Here is a 20686-nt window from a genome sequence, read left to right as displayed (position 1 = left end):
ATTGAACCAGTGCCCGATTTTTCGAAGGCCAGCAGATCTTACAAGCGAAGCCTCATGACAAATGTCAGCCTTGCGGTCGATTGACACATAAAAATAATGCAAGGATGACTCGTGAAAAGACTGATGATCTCTGTGGTCACAACCATGGCTATGCTCGTTGCCAGCCAAACCCAGGCTGGTTGGTTCGACTGGTTCAAGAAACCCAACATTAGTGCTCAGACCCAGCACCCCATCGTGCTGATTCCGGGCATCTTCGCCTTCGATACTATTGCTGGCGTCGATCACTTCTACAAAATACCGGCTGCGCTGAGTGCCCAGGGCGCCGAAGTCCACACCGCCAGAATCAATGCGTTCGACAGCTCTGCCAGACGAGGCGCCCGCCTTATCGAACAGCTTCTGCATATCCGCGTGACGACTCAACGACCTCATCTGAAATTCAACCTGATGGGCCATAGCCAGGGCGGCATAACGGCTCGGTATGTCATGAATGCCAGGCCGGATCTCGTCGCCTCGGTCACCACCATGCACACGCCGCATCTGGGGTCGCCGCTTGCCGATATCGTTACTGGTATTGCACCGGAAGGCTCCTTGCAGGGCATAGGGTTTGCGACCTTTGCGAACGCAGTCGGCGACCTGTTGAACCTGCTGTCGAGTAATCGGGTAGATGACGCCAACGTCTATTTCATGCTGGCTGAATTCAACAAGGCAGGCGCTGCAAAATTCAGTCAGGATTTTCCGGCAGGCATGCCTTCGAGCTACTGCGGGCAGGGCCCGGATTCAGTGACCATCGCAGGACACACCATTCGTCTGTACTCCTGGAGCGGTACCTCGAAGGTCACTACGGCCATCGATCTCTCCGATGCCCTGTTTGCTATCACCGGCATACCTTTTCCAGAAGCCAGCGATGGCGTGACTGGTCGCTGCTCAAGCCACTTCGGACGGGTGCTGAAGGACAACTACAATATGAACCATCTGGATGTATCCAACCAGCTTCTTGGCATGGTGTCGCTATTCGAGACTAAACCCGAGACGCTGTTCCAGAACCACGCAAACCGCCTGAAAAACGAAGGTCTGTAGCTTCATCTATACCGGGCCATTTCCAGATAAGCCCGGTCATCTCAAGGTCCAGTCATGAGTTCCAAAGTCGTGTCTTCTACCCGTCGATGTCTGTTGGCCGGAAGTATTGCCGCTGTATGCTTCATGCTGCTGTTCCGGCTCGCCGCTAGTGTGCCAACCAAGGTTGAGTCCGCAGCGAGCTCCGGCATGATCCGGTACGACGCAGGTGGTAGTGCTGTGAGTAAAGGCAACGCTGTGGCCGGTGTTGTGCTTCCCGATACCATAGCCCCTGGCCCCTTACCCGCTTCGCTACAGGGTGCTGAGCCTGAGCTTGAACTGATAACAGACGCCGAAGGCCATCTGCTTCCCGATTACGATCTCATGGTGCTGTTCGACTTCTATCTGGGGGCGCTCGAAGAGGAGCCGCTCGAAACTGTTCTCGCCCGTCTTCATCTCGCTCTTGCCGCTCAGCTCGAAGGGCAGGCTCTGGCTGAGGCGAAAGATCTGCTGGGGCGATACGTGGATTATCGACTAGGCCTGGCGGAACTTGAAACACAGGCGACCTTGTCTGCCGATGGCAGCTTTGATGCAGACAATCTGCAGGCGCGCTTACAGGACATACAGGCTCTGCGGGCCAGCCTCTTCGATGGGGAAGAGTTGCAGGCATTCTTTCAGCTGGATGAGGTGCAGGATCAGTTTGTGGTCCAGCAGCTGGCCATTAGCTACGATACGACGCTCAGCCCCGGCGAGCGAAGCGAAGCACTCGCTGCGCTCGAGCAGCAGCTGCCTCAGCCAATTCGAGAGCTGAGACAGCAGGTGCATCAGAACGCCGATCTGTATAGCAAAGCCGAAGCGATGCGCGAGGCAGGCGCTAGTGCAGAAGCCATTTTTCAGGAAAGAGCGGCCGTCCATGGTGAGGCAATAGCGGCAGATCTGGCAAAGCTCGACGAGGAACGGGCACAGTGGCGGGCGAGGATGGACGCCTACGCTGTTGAGCGGCAACGCTTGCTTCAATCAGGCCTGAGTGCTGCCGATCAACAGGCGGCCATCGACGCGTTGCGCGCAGGGCGGTTCTCCGAACTGGAGCAGCTGGAGGTCCGTGCCTTCGAGTCCGAGCTCTGACTTGCCCAGGCGAGACACTAGGGCTTGAGGTCCGGGTCCCTGCTCTTGCTGGCGTGCCAGGGCCAGCTACCCGTCAGTTCGACATCCAGCGTAAAGCTCAGGAAGGTTCGAATGACGACCACGACCGCGAGTACGCCGATACTTTCCCAGGTCAGCTCTACGGCTACCGTATGGATAATATCGGCCGCAACGAGAAACTCCAGGCCCAGCAGGATGCCCTGTCCCAATGACTGACGAGACGTCTGGAAGGCCTCTTTCAGATTACTCCGTTTGATGAGACCGACCACCATCACGAAAAGCGCGTAACCCGCCACCGCGACGATGATTGAGATGCCCGCCATTTCTATGGCGCCGGCTGACCAGGAGGCGATCGTCTTTACATATTCCTGCATTTTACTCTCCGCCGTTTGCACAAATCGAGGTTCAGGATGCGGGACACCTATACCCGTGTACGCATTGATACGTGAGCTTGGTCACAGCACGGCTAAGCCAAGGGCTCGCCTCGTCGGATCCGACGATGCCCAGTCATGATGGCTGGCGTATCGTTCTGGGCAATTTCCTGGTGAAGAAAGCTGGCTCATGAAACACCCCTTCCTAGGCTACTCTGCAGGCGCGGCAGCGCTTGCCTTTGGTGGCCTGCTCTGGCTGATTGCCGACCGGCCACCAACGCCAGCAATGACAACCGACGCAATACTGCATTCCGATGCGGCGACCACGGGTGAACCTGCTGTCGTTGCAAGCCCGCACCCGGCGCAGACATCGCTTCCTGAGCCAGCCAGACGCCCGCCTGCAGTTGCCGTCACCGACCCTCAGCCTGATCTGCTTTTACAGCCAGACGTCAATCCGGATTATCCCACCTTTCAAGACCGCGTGACTGAAGTCAGCGTACGGCGCAACAACCGGGATTTCGACCCGCAGGCGCTCTGGGTCGCGAGCCAACGGCCGGAAGCCTGGCAAGCTCTGGAGGCGCCCTCGCAGAACTTCGGACTCAGTGCGGAGGAAATGCAGGATGGTCGGGAATTCATCAACATCGACCCCCTCAAGATCGAGTCACTCGTGCCTGGCGACACCCTTGAGCTTCCCATTGCCCAGCTCAATACCACCTTAGTGGCTCAAATTGACGAAGTCCGCAGCGAGGACAATGGCCGCAACGTCACCTGGACCGGCGAGATACTGGGCCTCGATGCGCCAAACCAAATAACGCTGACACGCGGTGGCGATCTGATTATGGCTGGCATATCTACGCCTGACGGCGTTTATGAGCTTCAGGCCCACGGGAGTGAGGGCTGGATAGCCAATGGCGCCACTCTGTTCAAAGGCCAGGACCAACAGATCGTAGTGCCGCCCGAACTTATCGAGAATCCACCAACCCAGGTTGTGCATCTGGAACCGGAAACCTTTGGTGACCATGCCGGTCACAATCACTAACAACCATAACAACAACCACAGGCAGGAGCAGAAGAAATGGGTTCACTCAGTACATTGGTCACGCGGCTTGGCCGCAGCGTGGCAAGAAGAACGGCGTTTGGTGCAGCAGCACTCGTAACGGTCGCCACGCTGCAAGCTGCTCACGCTGCGACTGTCGACCTGCTGGTGGTTTACGACGACGATTCACGGAACCGCTTCAACGGCCAGGTCGATACCGCCATGCGTGGCTGGGTCTCTCAGGTCAACAACATCTTCAGCGCCAGCCAGATCGACATTCAGTTCAGGCTGGTAGGAACCATGCACCGCAACAGTCCCGGCAACAGCATGGGCGAGGTGCTGGGTAATATTCGCGTAGACGGGGCCATTGCGCAGAAGCGTAGGGAGGTCGGGGCCGACTATGTGACACAGTTGCATCGCACTGGTGCCTGCGGCGTGGGCTACGTTGCTGTATCCCGCGACTGGGCTTTCAACGTCGTTGGGCCCGGTTGCGGCGCACAGGTCCTGGCCCATGAGCTGGGACATACCATGGGCCTATCGCACTCTCGCAAGCAGGGTGATGGTGGTGGCTCCAGATACCGCTATGGCCTGGGTCATGGCATCGATGGCGTATTCGCAACGACGATGGCCTACCCTGGTGTGTTCAACACCCAATGGGTACCGATGATGTCGAATCCCCGCCTGAGCTGCAGGGGGCTGCCTTGCGGGGTGCCCGCCGGCCAGCAGAACGAAGCGGACGCGGCGCTGGCGCTCAACAATGTGCGAAATGAAATTGCCGGTTTTTACTCGGCACCACAAGGCGAAGCTGTCTATCAGTTGCGCGCGAGGCACAGCGGCCGCTGCCTGGATATTGGTGGCTGGTCCACAGCCGACGGGGGCAATCTGTTGCAGTGGGATTGTCACGGCGGCAACAATCAGCGATTTCGTTTGCTCGATGCCGGTGACGGATACGTGTTCCTGCAGTCAGTGCACAGCGGCAAGTGTATCGATGTCCAGGGCGTCTCACGGGGGGCCGGTGCAAATGTTTACCAGTGGAGTTGCCATGGCGGTGACAACCAGAAGATCAGGATGGCCGATTTAGGTGGCAGCCTGAGACATCTCGCCTTCAAGCATAGTGGGATTTGTCTGGATATTTTTGGTGCCGATCGCAATAACGGGGCCAACGCTACGCAGTACAACTGCCATGCCGGTGATAACCAGCGCTTCTACCTGGAGCGCTTGTAGCTGCGGTTGATCCTGCAGTTAGAGCCAATTTCCTAGTCGCAGAAGGTCGGGGTTTGCCGCATAATTCTTCCCAGCAGATTAGCAGTCGCTGCGCACCCGGAAAAGCCGGGCGTGTTCGGTCAAGCTGATTAGGGAAATGTAAATGCGAGCACAGTTGATTGGCCTTCTGCTTTTGCTGATGGCAGGCGCAGCTCAGAGCGAAAAGATCACAGCGGTTGCCGATCCGTGGCCGCCCTTCGTAGACCCTGAGCTGCAGTCACAGGGTATTTCGCTCGAAATCGTTCGGGCTGCCTATGCAACCCAGGGCTATGAGATCGATATGGACTTCGTGCCCTGGGCTCGTGCATTGGCGGGCGTGAAGCAGGGTGTGTATGACATCATTCCGAACGCGTGGCGAACCACGGAGCGGGAGGCTTCGTTTTATTTCAGCAAGCCTTATGTCACCAGTAACATCCGCTTCATAAAGCGTAAGGGCGACCCCTTCGAGTACACAGGGCCACGGGCACTGGATGGCAAAGTGGTCGGCATCACTCGCGGCTACGCCTATAACGATGTGTTTGCCAAAGCCGAAAACTTCGAGCGGTCCGAAGCCTCCGATCTCCAGCAGAATGTTCGCAAGTTGCTGCTAAACCGCATAGAGCTCACTCTCGACGATGAATTGGTGGCCAAAACACTCCTGTCTCGGCAGGCGCCACAGCTGTTGTCGCAGATTGAATTCGTCGACCAGCCACTGGCCTTGGCAGAACTACACGTCATAAGTGGCCGGGCTAACCCGCGCCATCAGGAACTCATCGATGCTTTCAACCGCGGACTGGCGAAGATTACGGTCAACGGGACATTAGGTGCGATCTTGCAGGATCTTGAATAGCCACTGCACCTCATTTAGCTGCCAGAGGAACTCTCCATGGTTAGTGCAGACAGCTCTCCCGTAAGCCTTACGGGTCATTTCACAGGCCAGGTCTGGTGTCGACATGATCTGTCGCCGGAACATCTTGGCTCGGATCTGGGCCGGTTGTTATACCAGGCCCAGCGACCGTTTGGCTGGATCAGCCAGCAGATTTATGGCTCGAATCTGGAGTCCATGCTGCTAGTGAGACATCAGTCGCTGGATGACATGGTCCGTGCAGAAATTGAGCGTGGCACCTGTCAGATCGTGGAGATCGCCAGTGGACTTTCTGGCCGTTCATTGAGAATGCTGGAATCCTATCCGGATCATGGTCTTCGCTATATCGAGGCCGACCTGCCGAGGATGATCAAATGGAAGCGTGATCGTCTCACCCCCGCCCAGAAACAGGACCCGCGTCTTACGCTATGCGATCTGAATATCCTTCGCTTGAATGGTGCCATGAGTTTGCCAGCCGTGCTGGAACAACATGTCGATCCGGCACGACCGGTACTCGTCATCACTGAAGGGCTGGTGAACTACTTCCGCTTGTCGGTAATTCAGGACTTCTGGGCTCGTCTGCAAGCCGAGTTGTCAGTTTACCCCCGAAGTACCTATCTCTTTGAAATCTGGCCGCGTCTGCCAGCTTATGCTGAATCGAGGATGCTGAAACTTGGTCTTGCCGCCATCGAACTGCTAACGCGACAGCGGGTTCCCCTGCATTTTGCTGACGAACAGGAGATTGCTGCGGCCATGAAAGCTATTGGATTCAGGCAGGTGCAGGTGATCAACCCGGACGAGAGCGAGCGTGGGCGTCAGTTTGGCGCGCTACATAAATCCCTGTTCCGACTGGTCAAGGCTGAAAACTGAGGTATAAAAAAGGCCGGCGATCTATCGATCGTCGGCCAATGGGGAGAATGGATGCCACTACCTGGGTAGACCACATCCATCCAGCGCCTCTCGCTGTCAGTCCAGCGTGGGATAGGCGTTTTCTGTTAGATGAGGCCGGCTAATCCGCCTCGCCCATGGCCGGTATAGCCGTAACTATCGATCGACACGTCCATCATATTCGCGATCGACACCAAAAGTTTGCTATGAGCATCGCCGTCGAAATCGAGATAGCGACCGCTCTGCAGCGCGCCGCCAGCGTTCCCCGCCAATATGAATGGCATATCCTTGTGGTCATGGTCGTTACTGTCGCCAAGCTCTGAGCACAGGAAGATGACCGAGTTATACAGCAGGCTATTGCCATCGCTATCGGTACGGCTGTCCAGGCTTTCGATCAGGTAACGGAACTGCTCCATGAAGTACTGCTTGTACTTGACGAACTTCTGGGCGGTCGCGCTGTCACGGTTACCATAGTGTGAAGTATCGTGATGCCCCTGATCGATATTCCGTACCCGCGTCGGGCTTACCGGGTGTGACCACATCAGCGTGGCCACTCGTGTCATGTCACAGGCGAAAGATTGGGTAATCAGGTCCATCTGCAGCTTGCCGATGGTCTCGAAGTGTTCCTCCAGGTGGATCTTTGGTGGATAGCCATGATAACCCTCCGGCACAGTAAACCCACCGCTGTTGAAGCTGCCTGTTGTGCACACGCCACCACTATTGCCACCGTCGAGAATTCGCTGTTCAACCTCACGGACACTGGCGGTGTGCTTTTCGAGCTTTTCGCGCTCATTGGCACCCAGACGGGCATTGAGTCTAGTCAGGTCACCCATCACAGCATCGAGGATGCTGCGCTTTCGGCGATTCGCCAGTGTCTCGTCGCCGGGTCCGGCGCTGCCAGCGAATATGTTTTCGAAGGCGTTGAGTGGGTTGTCGTTCATGGTGATCGGGATTTTCCCCGATGAATAGGACACGACGTTGCCAGCACCATTCTGAAAGTTGGCACCCACACCCAGGTGCAGCGACTTGAAGGGCAGGTCTGCCCCCACTCGCTGGCCCAGGAAATAGTCGAGCGAGCTGTCCGAGTTGCCGGTGAGCACTTTAGCGACACCGCCTTCGTGCGTGGAACCACCCTCGTACATTGTGAGGCCGCGGGTGAAGACACAGTGTTGCTTGACACGTTCGAGCGGGCTGGTCATCGGCGCGAGCGTGAAGTTTGTCTCTGAACCAGACGGATGGAAAAGCTCCGGAATGGCGCCATCCGGGATATACACGAACACTGCACGCTTGGCAGCAGTACCCGCGGCGAATGCGGAGCGGCTCCAGGGAATGGAGGCCAAGGGCGCTGCAAGTGCAGCACCGGCCAGGCCTTTGACAAACTGACGGCGATTGGCTTTCATCATGGTCTCCTATTGATCTCTGCGCAGTGTGAATGACTGCAGCTGCGTGACACCGATCATCAGGTCCTGCAGGTTAAAGTTGTTGCTGGCAAACAGGCTGACGAGGTTCGCGAGCGTGTTCCTGTCGCTGGATGCTTCCACATAGCCTCGGCTGAAGCGATAGAACTGCGTCGCCATACAGGCTTTCGTCCCGTCGGTTTCCGCGAGCACCGATTGCATGTCCCGAGCGCCGTCATAGGCCGCTGTCGTTGAGCTCAACAGACCATCTAGACCATGGATGACTGCAGAGGTGTCTACCAGCTTGTCCTTGTCTTTCGTGCGGAAGCCGCCGGCACCATCAAAGGCTTCGAAGCCGAAGCCCACGCCATTGAGGTACAGGTGGCAGGCCTGGCACTCTGGCGCCTTGGTGCGCTCTGCAAAGCGCTCACGAGTCGTCATCTCGGGATCCGGATCGGGGAAACTGGTATCCAGGTCCACCGGGGGTGGTGGCAGTTGTTGACACATGATGCGGTCGCGAACGAAGGCGCCTCTTGGTACCGGAGCGGTTTCATTGGCGTGGCCGTGTGCTGCCATGACTGCGCCGAGGGTAAGCAGACCGCCGCGGTTACCGGTCGTGTCAGCTACTTTCTGAACAGTATTGCCAGTGACACCGGGAATGCCGTAATAGTTCGCCAGTGCATTGTTCACGAAGACGTAGTCGGCGTTGAACAATTCATCGAACATCTGGGTGGAGTCGAACACAACATGGTTGAAGAAGGCTTTCATCTCCATGTCCATGGCCGCTCTGACCGCCGGCGTGAAGTTCGGATAGATGCCCATGTCCTTGCTGCCAATGGAGTTCTGATCGGCTTCGAGCCACTGTGCAACGAAGTGACCCATATGCTCCCGGGCTTTAGGGCTTTGCAGCAAACGTCTCGCCTGTTCGTTCAGCTGGGCTGGCGTCGAGAGCGCGTTGCTGGCAGCAGCTTGCAACAGGGCGGTATCTGGCGCGCTACCGTGGAACATGTAGGACAACTGCGAAGCCACTTCATATGGTGTGAGTCGGTAAATATTGCCGCTCACCGCCTCACCGAGTTCGCTGATGTACAGGAAGTTCGGCGACACGAGCATGGCTTGAATCACCTGTCTCATACCGGCGTTGAAATCACCCTCACTTTCGAACAGCGTTTCATAGCTTGACTGCTCAGCGGCAGTAAGCGGTCGGCGAAATGCTTTCAGGCCAAAGTCCTTGATGAAGCGTTCTGCGCAACCGGCGCTGCCGGGATCACAACTGAGTAGCTGTGCCCGTCGTTGAGCCACTGCACGTTCAGCAAGCGTTTCAGCGGCACCGAGATATTCATCGACATGGCGACTAGTCACCACGTTCTTGCTGGCGTTGTTGTCAAACCCGCGAACGATGGCTTCTACAGGGAAATTGTTTGTCACGTCTGGCGTGACGCCTAGCAGATCCCGCACCGTATTTTCGTACTGGTAACGGGTGAGCAGGTTGAGTTGTCGCGGGCCCGGTGTTTCGTCCTCCAGGTCCACGGGCGCGTCATCCCAGAAGGTTTCAGCAATGTAGGCTGCGACCTTGTCAGAGCAGTCTGCGCCACAAGCCGTTGGATTGCCGAGCGGCATGCGGGCCTCGATATAACTCGCCAGCGCAGTCAGCTCCTGCCGGCTGGTTAGCGCTACGCCTACAGAGCCGCCGCTGCCATCATCACCATGACAGCTGGCACACTGCGCCTCATATATACTCTGACCAGTGTCTGCACCATCGCCGCCGCCGGTTCCACCATCGCCATCGCCATCGCCATCGCCATCGCCATCGCCATCGCCATCGCCATCGCCATCGCCATCGCCATCGCCATCGCCATCGCCGCCGCCATCGCCGCCGCCGGTTCCGCCATCGCCATCGCCGCCATCGGTTCCACCGTCGCCGTCTTCGGCAGTGTCCACAACTACGATCGCTGATGACTCAGAAGGCACGCTGCCATTCAAAGCGACCACACGGTAGGCGAATTCGCCCTCCGCATCGAGCTGATCCGAAAAGCTGGTCTGGTTCGCTGCAACGGTGCCGACAGTCTGCCAGTAGCTGTCGTTCGACATCCGCTTGATCATGAAGCCGGTCTCGTTGTCGCTGAGATCCTGCCAGTTGACCGTGCTGGTCATGGTTGCAGCCGTGTACGTGCCGCCGACGATTGCTGGTGCGGCTGGGGTGGCTGCGATCTGAATGGGCATCGCATCTTCTGAAGCTTCCAGCTGGAGCTGGAAGTAGACTGGCACGGCTTCGCCAATGGACATCAGGCCAGCCAGGGCGCGCAGTACTTCAAGTCCACCGCTCAGCTCGAAATCAGTGCTGTTGATAACGACTGGCTTGAAGCTTGACACTGTCGCGCTGCCCGCTGAGTTTTTCACTACCAGGACCTCTGCCGTTAGCGGCTTGCTCACGCCGTGAAGGAGGAGGTCTCCGCTCAAGGTGATGACTTGAGACTGGCCAACTGCCAGCTTGCTCACGCTTTCGAGGTCAATCTGAGTTTTCAGATACAGCATCGGCAGGATATCGGTCTCAAACAACAGCTCCTTGAGCCGACCATCCCGAATGGCAATATTGGTCGCGACACTGTTGAGGTCGATAGCCAGTGTCGCCATCCCTTGCTCGTTGATGATCGCCGACATTTCGGTAAACGACTGCACTTCCGCATTGTGTTCGTTCTTGACGGTAACGAAGTTCAGAGTGGAGCGCGCGTTGTTGAGCTGCCATTTTCCGGCGACCGGATCAGGTGTGCCGTTATCGCCGTCGTCTCCATCGTCACCGCCACCGTTGTCGCCATCACCTGGCTCGCCAGTAGAACAGTTCTTTCCGTTCAGGAAGAATTCTGTGGGCAGCGTTTCTGAAGGGTCTGCGATATTGAAACCGAAATTGAAAGTTGCTCCGGTGGCAACCTTCGCGTTATAGCCGGCATCGATAACACCGACCTGATTGCCGATCTGGACATGCTTGCCATTCCAGAGATTGGTTATCTGTTCACTGCCGCCGAATTTCCAGCTGAGTTCCCACTCTTGGAGGGCGGGCCCCAGATTAGTGACCTTTATACTCTGTGTGGCACCATGCCCCCAATTATGCACAGTTCTGAAGTCGACGGTGCAGAGCTCTTCGGCAACGGCCGCCTTGCCCGCCATTGCCCCGAGCGTTAGCAGCGATAGCTTGATCAAGTTATTCATGTTTCTCACTCTTCCGTAAGGGTTGCGTAATCCGCGTCGAAAAACAGGGCGAAATCCACCGGCACGGCAGTGCTGATGGACGTGAGGCTGGCAACCTGCTTGAGTGCGTCTACGCCTGCGCCGAGATCGAAATCATCGGCCTTGATGATGACTGGAGAAGCACTCTGGACCAGAAAGCGCGTGTTGGTCAGGCGTTGAATCCTCAACTTCGCGGGCACCGCTTTCGTCTGCCCATGAAGTTCGAGCTGGGCAGTGACATCGCGCGTCATACTTTCGCCAGGCACCATAGCCTGGAGTGGCGCAAGTTGATCTTCCAGGTCCAGTGTGACAACTGCGCGGGGAAACTGTGCGACTTCGAACAGGAGCTCGTCCAGCCGCTGATCCCGGATGGCGATGCCGGTGTTGGCACTCGCCATATCAATCACCAGCGTGGCTTCTCCAGTTTCACTGATTGATCCGGACAGGCCATCGAAGCGATGTGTTTCCACCAGGTTCAGCTTCTTGGTCGATACAAAGTTCAGATAGGACTGGGTGGCATCCAGCTGCCAGTTTCCGGTCGTCGCGGGTGGATCAGTCGGATCGGTCGGGTCAGTCGGATCTGTGGGATCAGTTGGATCTGTCGGCTCGTCGACACTACCGGCGCAGGGTTTGCCGTTCATACTGAAGCTGGTGGGGATTGCGCCGCTCGGCTGGCTCACGTTGAAGCCGAGGTTAAGGCGACTGCCGCTGCTTATCCTGCTGTTCCAGCCGGCGCTCTGAAGCAGCACCGTGGCGCCATCCTGAGAGGCCGTAGCGTTATAAATCGACTCGATCTTTTCCTGACCCGGGAATGACCATCCGAGCGTCCAGGCATCGGCGTCCGGACCATAATAACTTACGTTGACGCGATGGGTGGCGCCTGTGGGCCAGCTGTGCTGGATTGAGTAGTCGACCTCGCAGAGCGGCCCTGCCAGCGCGCCGCCGGAGGCAGCAACGCTCAGGAGAACACTCAATAGACTGTGTTTAAATTTCATGGTGCAATTTCAAACCCTTTCAGATGTGTTGGTATTACGACAAGCCGTTTTAACTGCTCCGGGCCTACCGCTTCGGTGTGAGAAGAATTCTGGAAACAACCGTTTTGTAGACGAGGTAGGTCGCCAGACATGTCCAGCTCAGGAACAGCATGTACATCGCGAGAATATTTTCGATGCCAGTATTGAAGTTCAGGGATTTCGAGACGCCCAGGTAGACCGGGAAGATCCAGGAAACGAAGGATACCGACGCAAAGCCGAACATCATGGCCTTCTCATCGACGGTGATATCGGTGAAGAGCTGCTTGCCCACGTTGCGGCTCAGGATGGGAAAGATCTTGCGATGCAGCATAACGCCGTTGATCGTCAACATGGTCACAATGAAGACCTTGCCCCAGATCTTCTGATTGGTGAGTAGTTCTGGATCGGTAACATAGTAAATCGCCAGAAACGCCAGCCCGGAAGCCCACAACAGAAAGAGCCCAATGCTCACGACGCGAGTCATGAAAGAAAAAACTGCCAGCTTTTCGCTCGTTATTTTGTCGCAGTAGAAATACTTGAAGATCAGCGCATCCAGCATGAGCGCGCCCCCCACACCAAGGCTCAGACCGATGAGGTGAAGAAAAATGCTGGCGGTTCGAATGGCATCCGGTGCGAGCAAATCCATTTTGAAACTCCATCCTTTTCACGACCGGCTTTGGCGATCGAAAGACGCCAAGGTCGTTTCAGCATAAGGCTGGTAACAGCGGCCAGAATCAGAACTTTATCGTTGGCGGCGGATGGTAAGTACTTGCACCTAAGAGAACATCGTCGGATTGGACGACAATCGATTAAAAATAGGTGCTGATGTGGACCTGATCACACGAACCAGTTCAAACCCAGCCGAGGCGCATGGCCTTGACTACACAAGCAGTGCGATTCGTCACATGAAGCTTTTTGAACATCCGACGAAGATGAGTGCGTAAAGTGGAGCCGGAAATGCCGCAGGCCTGGCAGATCTGGCTGTTGTCTATGCCTTCCACCAGCTTCTCTAGGACATCGACCTCTCGTGCGGTGAGCATTTCAAGATCTGCAGCTGGCGCAGCGGTGGGCATGTGAACTGTTGCGGGGTCGTAGGTGATTGTGCGGCAAAGTGATTCGATTTCGTCCTCTGTGCAGCTTTTCAACAGTGCGCCGCGGGCGAAAGACATCCGCACCCGTTCAAGCACGAACGCATCGAGTCGATCGAGAAGCACCACGACCGCTAGTTGCGGATGGTTTTCCTGAAGTTCGTCCAGCAAGTTGAAGACGCTGCCAGATCTGAGCTGGCTATCAACGAATACGAGATCGAAATCAAGATTCTTGAGTGCTGTTTTTGCCTCATTGCAGTGAGTGACCTGTACAATGAGTGACCCTGGAATTCTGCGTCTGAGTGCTGCACGGAATCCGTCAGCATAGAAGGGCTGATCCTCGACGAGGAGGAAATGGAGCGGTTTCATCATTGGCACGTCTTCATCCTTGAGCGGCATTACAAGCCCGACGGCAGGGTCAGGCCATCTCCGTGAGCGAACATCATAGCGAAGGCGTCCTCGCTGCCTATTGGCTATAAGGCATATCTGTGATCGGAATGTGACCGTTATCCGGTCCGGCTTTGAATAAGCCTTTATGATTGCCGTTCAGTAACCTTACAAAAAATAGTGCGGCAGGATCAGGAACTTGGATATGACAGTTCACGAGGCTTATGCCCCTCAGCAAGAAGATGATCGCCAGCGCTTGATGACCGAGCCTGTGCAGGGTGTGTTGTCTTTTCTACTGATAGAAGACCACCCAATGTATGCCGAAGGCTTCCGATCGGCGATACATCGAATATTCCCGCGGGCCCGGCTACAGGTTGCCTCGAGCGGCTCGGCTGCTCGGCCCTTGCTGGCTCACCAGCCCTTCGACCTGGTTTTTCTCGACATCAATCTACCCGATGTAAACGGTCTGGATCTGCTGGTCGATTTGCAGAACGAAGGCATCTGGCAGCCCATTGCCATACTTACCGGGGCCGTTGATGCTCTGGCAGTAGAGACGGCGCGGCGTCGTGGCGCGCTCGGGCTGATTTCCAAACGGAGTGACGACACCTGCCTGGAGTCGATTTGCAGCCGGCTGCTGGCTGGCGATACGGCATTTGAGATAGGGCCATCCAGCCATAACCCTGGTGAAACGCTGGAGGACATCACCTCGCGGGAGCTGGAGGTTCTGCAGAAGCTCGCTACCGGACTTGAGAACAGTCAGATCTGCAAGGAACTGGGTATTTCGGATTCAACGCTACGGACTCATCTGCGAGCACTGTTCCAGAAGATGCAGGTGCCAAACCGGACGGCCTGTGTGGTGAAGGGAATCCGTCTTGGCTGGGTCTGATGTCAGCGCTGTATCCTGCCATCAGTTTGATGCTGCTGTACTTGTTCTCGAATATGGTACTGGCGCAGGCGCTGAGCAGTATTGATCCTGAGCAGCCGTCCTTGCTGTTGAGCCGGGATGCTGTGACAACTGGCAACCTTTCGTCTTACCTGTTCAGCCTGCCGGATACGCCGCACCAGTCCATAGGCAGAATCAGTTCGCTGCCTGTCAGCGCCTGGAATGCGCCGGACAATTTCCCTTTCAATGAGGGCTTCAACAGCCATGGGTTCTGGTTCAGAGCGGACGTACTCACGCCAGCAGACCTGCCAGTAGATGAGTGGGTAGCCGTCCTGCACAATACCCATGTCGACAAGCTGCGGGTCTGGTGGCTGGAGCATCCGGCCGGCCGTTTAATCGAACTCGATACCTCGGCGATTTACCAGCGCTATCCCGGACGCTTCAGCGTAGTGCCGCTTTCGCTCGAGGCAGAGCGACGTTACACCCTCTTCCTCTATATGGAAACCGAATGGGCGTCGCAGGCGCCGATGTCAGTCATTCCGTATAGCACTCATCTCCTGAGTGAACTGACAACCTTGTCAGCGCTTCATTTCGCACTCGGCGCACTTGGCATTCTCGCGACAATTTCACTCGTAGTAGGCCGTGTGCTTCGAGACGCCGCGCTCACTTACTACAGCGTCTTCATTGCCTGTATCGCCCTCGTGCAAGGCATCCTGCAGGGTGTGGGTGCACAATGGCCAATATTTGGCAGCCAGTGGAATTCCACCTCGCTCATCTTCACGTTCATAACGCTTGCAGAGATGGCGGCCATTCTGTTCACGCGGGAACAGATGCGTACGCGGGGCAATCGCTCCATCTCTACCAGAATTCTCTCGAGCATGATCTGCCTGTCTGCATCCACCTGGCTGGCGATGGTTATTTTCCCAATCCCGGTGCACTGGTTCTGGCAGATCATCATCGTCAAGGCACTCGCCTATGTTGCCGTCGGCGTCTGGATCGGCATCTATAGCAGCGTGCGGCAGCAGTGGGCAGCGATCTACTATTCCGCGGCCATCGTCATCTTCTTCATCGGCACTATCCTGCTGACGCTGAACAAGTTTGGCTGGCTCCCCATGACGGTCTATACCGAGCATCTGCAGCTGGTTGGTAGCGTCGCCTCATCAGTGATATTTCTTCTGTCGATAGGCGAGCGCGTCAAGCTACAGCGGCGCTCGAAGATGCAGGCGAAGCAGCGGGCGCTGGACTATGAGCTCATGGCGCGCTCCACGCAGGCCCGCCTGCTTGCAGTGGAACGACAAACTTCAGAGGCCCTCGAACAGCAGGTCAGTGCGCGCACGGCCGAGCTTGAACTTGCCCTCGAAGAGTTGCAGCAAGCCAAGCAGGAGGCTGAGCAGGCAAACGAAGAGAAAGCACGCTTCCTTGCGGCAGCTTCGCACGATATCCGCCAGCCCCTGCACGCGCTGGCTCTGCTTTCTGAAGGCTTGCCACGACCCGGCAAACGATCAACAGGTGACCTCCTGGAAACTAGTCGCTATGTGCGGCAGGCGGTCGCCGATCTCGTCAATCTCATTGACACCCTGTTCGACCTATCAAAGCTGGACAACGACTTGCTCGAGCCGGAGTTGCAGTCGCTTTCTCTCGGCCCGTTATTACTCAGCTTTACCGAAACCATGCGACCCGTGTGTACCAAGGCCGGCGTCAGTCTCGTTTTCGAGCCGGGACGCCTCGAAGGTCTGGCTGCAAATGCCGATCCTGTGCTCATGTTCCGGATCCTCTCGATACTCGTCGATAACGCTGTGCAACATGCGAACTGTACGCAGCTGACCATTATGGTCGTGCCTAACGGCGCACGCAGTGCCTGTGAGATTCTGGTCACTGATAATGGTATCGGGATAGCCGCCCATGAGCAGGGCCCGGTCTTCGAAGCCTTCTATCAGTTGCACAACCCCGAGCGAAATCGCAGCAAGGGGATGGGGCTTGGGCTGGCGCTCTGTCGACGTCTCACCGAGGTCATGGGGTTTTCTCTCACGCTGGAATCAGCGCCGGGTGCTGGCTGCCAATTTCGAATTGGCCTGCCTGTGGTGCATGAGCAGACACTGACACCTCGTTCGATGGATGATCTGAACCCAGACTGGACGGAGTCCTCGAAGCTAAGGGTGCTACTGGTCGATGACGACTATCTGGCGCGCAAGGCGACCAAGCAGCTGCTATTGAACTGGGGGCTGGACTGTCACGCTGTCGCATCGACCCCTGCTGCGCTGCAGGCACTCAATGAACAATGGCAGCCAGACTTTCTCGTTCTCGATTTCCGGCTGCCTGGCACCGATAATGGTCTTGGACTGGCCAATATGATTCGTGCGCGTCTCGGACGTGAAATACCTGTTCTGATCGTCTCCGGTGATATAGGTGTCACTATCAATGATCGGTCTATCGTATTACTTCACAAACCTCTCAAGCCAAGCCGCCTGCGTGCTGTAATTGAAGGATTCATTCGCCTTGCGGACGATCCAGTTGCAGCGGAAGCTGCGTCTGAGGCTTAAGCGAAAACAAGGCCGGGTGTGCCGATGCAGATACTGGAGCAGGTTTATCAACAGGAATCACGGCGGATTCTGGCGACCCTGATCCGCCTGCTTGGCGATTTCACCCTTGCGGAAGAGGCGCTGCAGGATGCCTTCTCAGCAGCGCTCAGACAGTGGCCAACGGAGGGCGTTCCCCAGAATCCGCGCGCCTGGCTGATTTCTGCAGGGCGCTTCAAAGCCATTGACCAGCTGCGCCGCAAGGCACGCTTTGATGCCTCACTTGCGCAACTGCAGCTTGATGCGCAGGATGGCGAGATGGCGCCTGATGAAGACGACGATAACAACATCGAGGATGATCGCCTTCGCCTGATCTTCACCTGTTGTCATCCTGGACTCGCCGTGGAGGCGCAGCTCGCGCTGACGCTCCGCGAAGTGTGCGGCCTCACTACTGAGGAAGTCGCCAGTGCCTTCCTCGTAAAACCGACGACTATCGCCCAGCGCATCGTCCGGGCGAAGAACAAGATCCGGCAGTCGGGCATTCCCTATGAAGTGCCCGACGACACGCAGATGCCTGGGCGGCTGCAGGTTGTGCTACACGTGATCTATCTGCTCTTCAACGAAGGCTATTCGGCATCAGGTGGTGACGCTGTGCTGCGACAGTCCATGTGCGACGAGGCTATTCGGCTGTGTCGCCTGCTTTACAATCTGCTGCCGGAGCGGGAAGTAGCTGGTCTGCTCGCACTCATGCTGTTGCAGCACTCGCGCAGCGCCGCCAGGAGCTCGGCTGGTGCCGTCCTGATAACCCTCGAAATGCAGGATCGGACGCTATGGAACCAGGAACAGATTAAGGCTGGACTCGAGCTCATCGAACCGGCACTTGCTGGAGGCAATCCCGGCACTTATGCCATCCAGGCTGCAATCGCAGCCCTGCATGCCGAAGCGCCCACTTACGCCCAGACGGATTGGCAGCAGATCGCTGGGCTCTACGGCATTCTGTTACATCTGCATCCCTCGCCAGTGGTGGAGCTGAACCACGCGGTCGCCGTCGCCATGGCCTTCGGAGCGGCCGAGGGGCTCGCCCGCATAGAGGCGCTGCTCAGCCGGAGTGAACTCGATAATTATCATCTCGCCTACGCAGCCCAGGCGGACCTGCTACGTCGCCTCAAGCGCTTCCCTGAAGCAAAAGCAGCCTATGAGCGTGCACTGATGCTGAGCCAGCAGGGGCCGGAGCGTGCCTTCCTTCAGTCGAGGCTGGATGAACTGCCGCGGACGTGAAAAATTTTTCGTGTTGCTGTCGATTCAGTGCTCTGCCGGGCGACTAGTCAATGTACCGTTTCAACAATGATGGAGTTCACAATGAAATACCTGGCCCTTGTGTACTACGACGAACAAAAAATGGGTGCCATGCCCGAAGCCGACTGGCACGCCCTCAACAGGGAGTGTATAGCCTGTGGCGAAAAACTCCGCGCCAGCTCCACGATGATTGGGGGCGAGGCGCTACAAACCACCGAGACCGCCACCACAATCAGGGTCCGCGATGACAGGGTTACGATCACTGATGGGCCCTTCGCCGAGACCAAGGAGCAGCTAGCGGGCTTTTACCTGCTCGAAGCGAGAGATCTCAACGAGGCTATCCAGGCCGCTGGTAAAATCCCTCCGGCGCGCTATGGCTGTGTCGAAATCAGGCCGGTTCGAGAGCTGGATCCGGCACAGTTCCAGCCACGGTAATATTTCACAGTACCAACCTGTAATGCTTGATACGTCGGCCTGGCAGGCCGCTGGTAGCCTTGGTTCTGAAGAGACGGCGTTGTCGAGCCGCTCTTCAGAGATTCCGACCCTACCAGAATGATGGAGCACTACAATGAAAACACCAAGCCTCAGACAGTCTGCAATCCTGTTAGCCTTTCCCTTGCTGACCGGAGTTGGTATTTCTTCAGCTTACGCTGGAGATGCCAAGGTTTATCCCGGATCAATGGCTGTCAAGTATTCAGGCCCATCGCCGACCTATAGCTGGTCGATGATCAAAAACCCTTCCTCGACCTCATGGATGTACGTCGACCTGCCCGTTATCAACGACGATACCGGTAGTGGCATCGATGTCTCATGGGTGCAGGTGCTCGACCGGCATTACAGTAGTGATGTTCGCTGCGCGATCATCACGGTGTACTGGAATAACTCGGCCGATGCCATCTATGGCTATTTCGGACCAAATCGCTACAGCACTGGCTCGAGCAACAACGCCCAGACGCTCTATACCGGTTCGGCTTCACATGGCAGTACCCGCCATGAGTACTTCAGCTGCGCCGTTCCGCCAACCTACGCCGGCCAGAGCTCATCCATCGTGTCTTACTACGTCTCTGAATAGACGTCTATGGCCCGATGCCGTCCTGGCTTCGGGCCCTGTCAGACCCAGTGCAGTTTCTGTCGGGGCCCGATCAGGTCTTTCAGGAGAAGGAGATGATCATGAAAACAATATCAGGCACCAGTATTCCTTATATGGCCGCGGCGGCCATTGGGTTGGCGGTGCTCGGCTGGAGCCAGATGGGCGAACAGCACAGTGCCAGCATTCAGGATTTTGCCAGAACCCCCTCATTTACCAATAGTCCACCTGCCGTGGCGACACAGCAGAGACAAGTCGCCGAGACTGATCCGCAGGCGTCGGCTCGGATCTCGAACGACATAAACCAGCTGCGCGAGCACATGGCGACACTCGTCGAACACCAGAGCCTGACTCAAGAAGAGCTGGATGATCTGCGCGACAGCATCAATAGGGGTGAAGCGGTCGCAGAAACAGCCGAACTCAGCCCGGCCACCCCTGAGGAGGAGGCCACCATGCTCGAATCACAGTTCTCCCGCATGGACGCCTATCTCGGACACGAAACGCCAGATCCGGACTGGAGTGGAGAAACCAGGGGAGACGTCGAGCGAAGTATGGAGCTCGCTGAACTTTCGGGGGCTACATTGCTGGAGTCGACCTGTGGTACCACGCTGTGCAAGGTCAAAATCAATCTGCCTGCCGATCGCGCGCCGGAAGAAAGCCTGCAAAGGCTGGCGGCACAGCGTAGCTGGGATGGTGCGACGATGTTCAAGCTAAGCGGCAGTGGCGAAGCAGACTTCTACATCGCGCGGCTGGGGCACGAGCTTCCGACAGGGGAGTGAGCTGATCGCCCGCATCAAATGCGGGCCCTGTTATAGCCAGTGCCTTGGCATTTCAGTGAGGCAGCTTGATCAGATAAGTGAAACCGCCGATCTTCACCAGATACATATGTGAGCCCTCGTAGGACACGGTGGTCACTGACTCCACTGAACGTATGGCCTGGGTCTTGATAGGGAAGTCCAGCTGCGTTGGCTCTATCGGCTTGCGATTCTCATCCACCACAACCGGTTTGCCTTCGCGGTCAAACATGATTGCGAATGGCAGGTATTCTCCTTGCTGCTCGTACATCGTGCCCGTCTGCAAGCGCTTGCCGCTCTTCTGCTCTGCGGCGCACGCCGTTAGCGAAAGTCCCATCAGGCCGACTACGAGCAAGCCTCTGAGATAATGCTTTTCAGTTGTTATTGTCATGGCATTGGTCC

Annotated in this window: 19 protein-coding genes; 12 read left to right on the top strand and 7 right to left on the bottom strand. The window is 56.8% G+C overall.

Annotated features, from left to right (window positions below; genetic code table 11):
• Positions 1 to 111 precede the first annotated feature (111 nt).
• Both ACH3PB_RS15675 and ACH3PB_RS15670 read left to right on the top strand, forming a co-directional pair.
• Positions 112 to 1077: an esterase/lipase family protein gene (locus ACH3PB_RS15675; protein WP_416396359.1), complete on the top strand. Its 966-nt coding sequence runs from the start codon at positions 112 to 114 to the stop codon at positions 1075 to 1077.
• A gap of 54 nt (positions 1078 to 1131) precedes the next feature.
• Positions 1132 to 2178: a lipase secretion chaperone gene (locus ACH3PB_RS15670; RefSeq protein ID WP_416396358.1), complete on the top strand. Its 1047-nt coding sequence runs from the start codon at positions 1132 to 1134 to the stop codon at positions 2176 to 2178.
• Positions 2179 to 2195: 17 nt separating this feature from the next.
• Here the strand turns inward: ACH3PB_RS15670 and ACH3PB_RS15665 are convergent, their stop codons facing one another.
• On the bottom strand, positions 2196 to 2570 hold the full coding sequence (locus tag ACH3PB_RS15665) for a DUF1622 domain-containing protein (RefSeq protein ID WP_416396357.1): 375 nt from the start codon (positions 2568 to 2570) through the stop codon (positions 2196 to 2198).
• 187 nt (positions 2571 to 2757) lie between these two features.
• Between ACH3PB_RS15665 and ACH3PB_RS15660 the strand changes: the two genes are divergently transcribed.
• From ACH3PB_RS15660 to ACH3PB_RS15645, 4 genes are all read left to right on the top strand, one after another.
• Entirely contained in the window at positions 2758 to 3606 is an 849-nt protein-coding gene (locus ACH3PB_RS15660) for a hypothetical protein (protein ID WP_416396356.1), read from the top strand.
• Between the two features lie 36 nt (positions 3607 to 3642).
• Complete coding sequence (locus ACH3PB_RS15655) at positions 3643 to 4827, top strand: RICIN domain-containing protein (RefSeq protein WP_416396355.1); 1185 nt, start codon at positions 3643 to 3645, stop codon at positions 4825 to 4827.
• 142 nt (positions 4828 to 4969) lie between these two features.
• On the top strand, positions 4970 to 5695 hold the full coding sequence (locus tag ACH3PB_RS15650; RefSeq protein ID WP_416396354.1) for a substrate-binding periplasmic protein: 726 nt from the start codon (positions 4970 to 4972) through the stop codon (positions 5693 to 5695).
• A gap of 36 nt (positions 5696 to 5731) precedes the next feature.
• Positions 5732 to 6580: a class I SAM-dependent methyltransferase gene (locus ACH3PB_RS15645; protein WP_416396353.1), complete on the top strand. Its 849-nt coding sequence runs from the start codon at positions 5732 to 5734 to the stop codon at positions 6578 to 6580.
• Between the two features lie 125 nt (positions 6581 to 6705).
• Here ACH3PB_RS15645 and ACH3PB_RS15640 read toward each other — a convergent pair whose 3' ends face one another.
• The 5 genes from ACH3PB_RS15640 to ACH3PB_RS15620 all read right to left on the bottom strand — a co-directional run bounded on the left by ACH3PB_RS15640 (position 6706) and on the right by ACH3PB_RS15620 (position 13693).
• On the bottom strand, positions 6706 to 8001 hold the full coding sequence (locus ACH3PB_RS15640; RefSeq protein ID WP_416396352.1) for a DUF1552 domain-containing protein: 1296 nt from the start codon (positions 7999 to 8001) through the stop codon (positions 6706 to 6708).
• A 6-nt stretch (positions 8002 to 8007) separates the two neighbouring features.
• Entirely contained in the window at positions 8008 to 11202 is a 3195-nt protein-coding gene (locus ACH3PB_RS15635; RefSeq protein WP_416396350.1) for a DUF1592 domain-containing protein, read from the bottom strand.
• Positions 11203 to 11207: 5 nt separating this feature from the next.
• Positions 11208 to 12215 carry a cellulose binding domain-containing protein gene (locus ACH3PB_RS15630; RefSeq protein WP_416396349.1) on the bottom strand — a complete coding sequence of 336 codons (1008 nt, stop codon included), beginning with the start codon at positions 12213 to 12215 and terminating at the stop codon, positions 11208 to 11210.
• Positions 12216 to 12279: 64 nt separating this feature from the next.
• Positions 12280 to 12879, bottom strand: coding sequence for a hypothetical protein (locus tag ACH3PB_RS15625; RefSeq protein WP_416396348.1), 600 nt, complete (start codon positions 12877 to 12879; stop codon positions 12280 to 12282).
• 205 nt (positions 12880 to 13084) lie between these two features.
• Positions 13085 to 13693 carry a response regulator transcription factor gene (locus tag ACH3PB_RS15620; RefSeq protein WP_416396347.1) on the bottom strand — a complete coding sequence of 203 codons (609 nt, stop codon included), beginning with the start codon at positions 13691 to 13693 and terminating at the stop codon, positions 13085 to 13087.
• A gap of 220 nt (positions 13694 to 13913) precedes the next feature.
• Here ACH3PB_RS15620 and ACH3PB_RS15615 point away from each other — a divergent pair, with 220 nt between their 5' ends.
• The 6 genes from ACH3PB_RS15615 (at position 13914) to ACH3PB_RS15590 (ending at position 20269) form a co-directional block, all read left to right on the top strand.
• A complete protein-coding gene (locus tag ACH3PB_RS15615) occupies positions 13914 to 14594 on the top strand; it encodes a response regulator (protein ID WP_416396346.1) in 681 nt (226 codons plus the stop codon).
• Complete coding sequence (locus ACH3PB_RS15610; RefSeq protein WP_416396345.1) at positions 14594 to 17131, top strand: hybrid sensor histidine kinase/response regulator; 2538 nt, start codon at positions 14594 to 14596, stop codon at positions 17129 to 17131. The genes ACH3PB_RS15615 and ACH3PB_RS15610 overlap by 1 nt, the downstream gene beginning before the upstream one ends.
• A gap of 24 nt (positions 17132 to 17155) precedes the next feature.
• Positions 17156 to 18385: an RNA polymerase sigma factor gene (locus ACH3PB_RS15605; RefSeq protein ID WP_416396344.1), complete on the top strand. Its 1230-nt coding sequence runs from the start codon at positions 17156 to 17158 to the stop codon at positions 18383 to 18385.
• A gap of 81 nt (positions 18386 to 18466) precedes the next feature.
• Positions 18467 to 18838 (top strand): YciI family protein, encoded by a 372-nt coding sequence (locus ACH3PB_RS15600; protein ID WP_416396342.1) that lies wholly within the window; start codon positions 18467 to 18469, stop codon positions 18836 to 18838.
• A 133-nt stretch (positions 18839 to 18971) separates the two neighbouring features.
• Entirely contained in the window at positions 18972 to 19475 is a 504-nt protein-coding gene (locus ACH3PB_RS15595; protein WP_416396341.1) for a hypothetical protein, read from the top strand.
• Between the two features lie 98 nt (positions 19476 to 19573).
• Positions 19574 to 20269 (top strand): hypothetical protein, encoded by a 696-nt coding sequence (locus ACH3PB_RS15590; RefSeq protein ID WP_416396340.1) that lies wholly within the window; start codon positions 19574 to 19576, stop codon positions 20267 to 20269.
• Between the two features lie 52 nt (positions 20270 to 20321).
• Here the strand turns inward: ACH3PB_RS15590 and ACH3PB_RS15585 are convergent, their stop codons facing one another.
• Positions 20322 to 20675, bottom strand: a complete 354-nt coding sequence (locus tag ACH3PB_RS15585; protein ID WP_416396339.1) for a hypothetical protein — start codon at positions 20673 to 20675, stop codon at positions 20322 to 20324.
• Between the last annotated feature and the right edge of the window lie 11 nt (positions 20676 to 20686).

Source organism: Allohahella sp. A8 (assembly GCF_047946665.1).
GTDB lineage: Bacteria > Pseudomonadota > Gammaproteobacteria > Pseudomonadales > Oleiphilaceae > Allohahella.
This window is presented reverse-complemented; position numbering and strand designations above follow the sequence as displayed.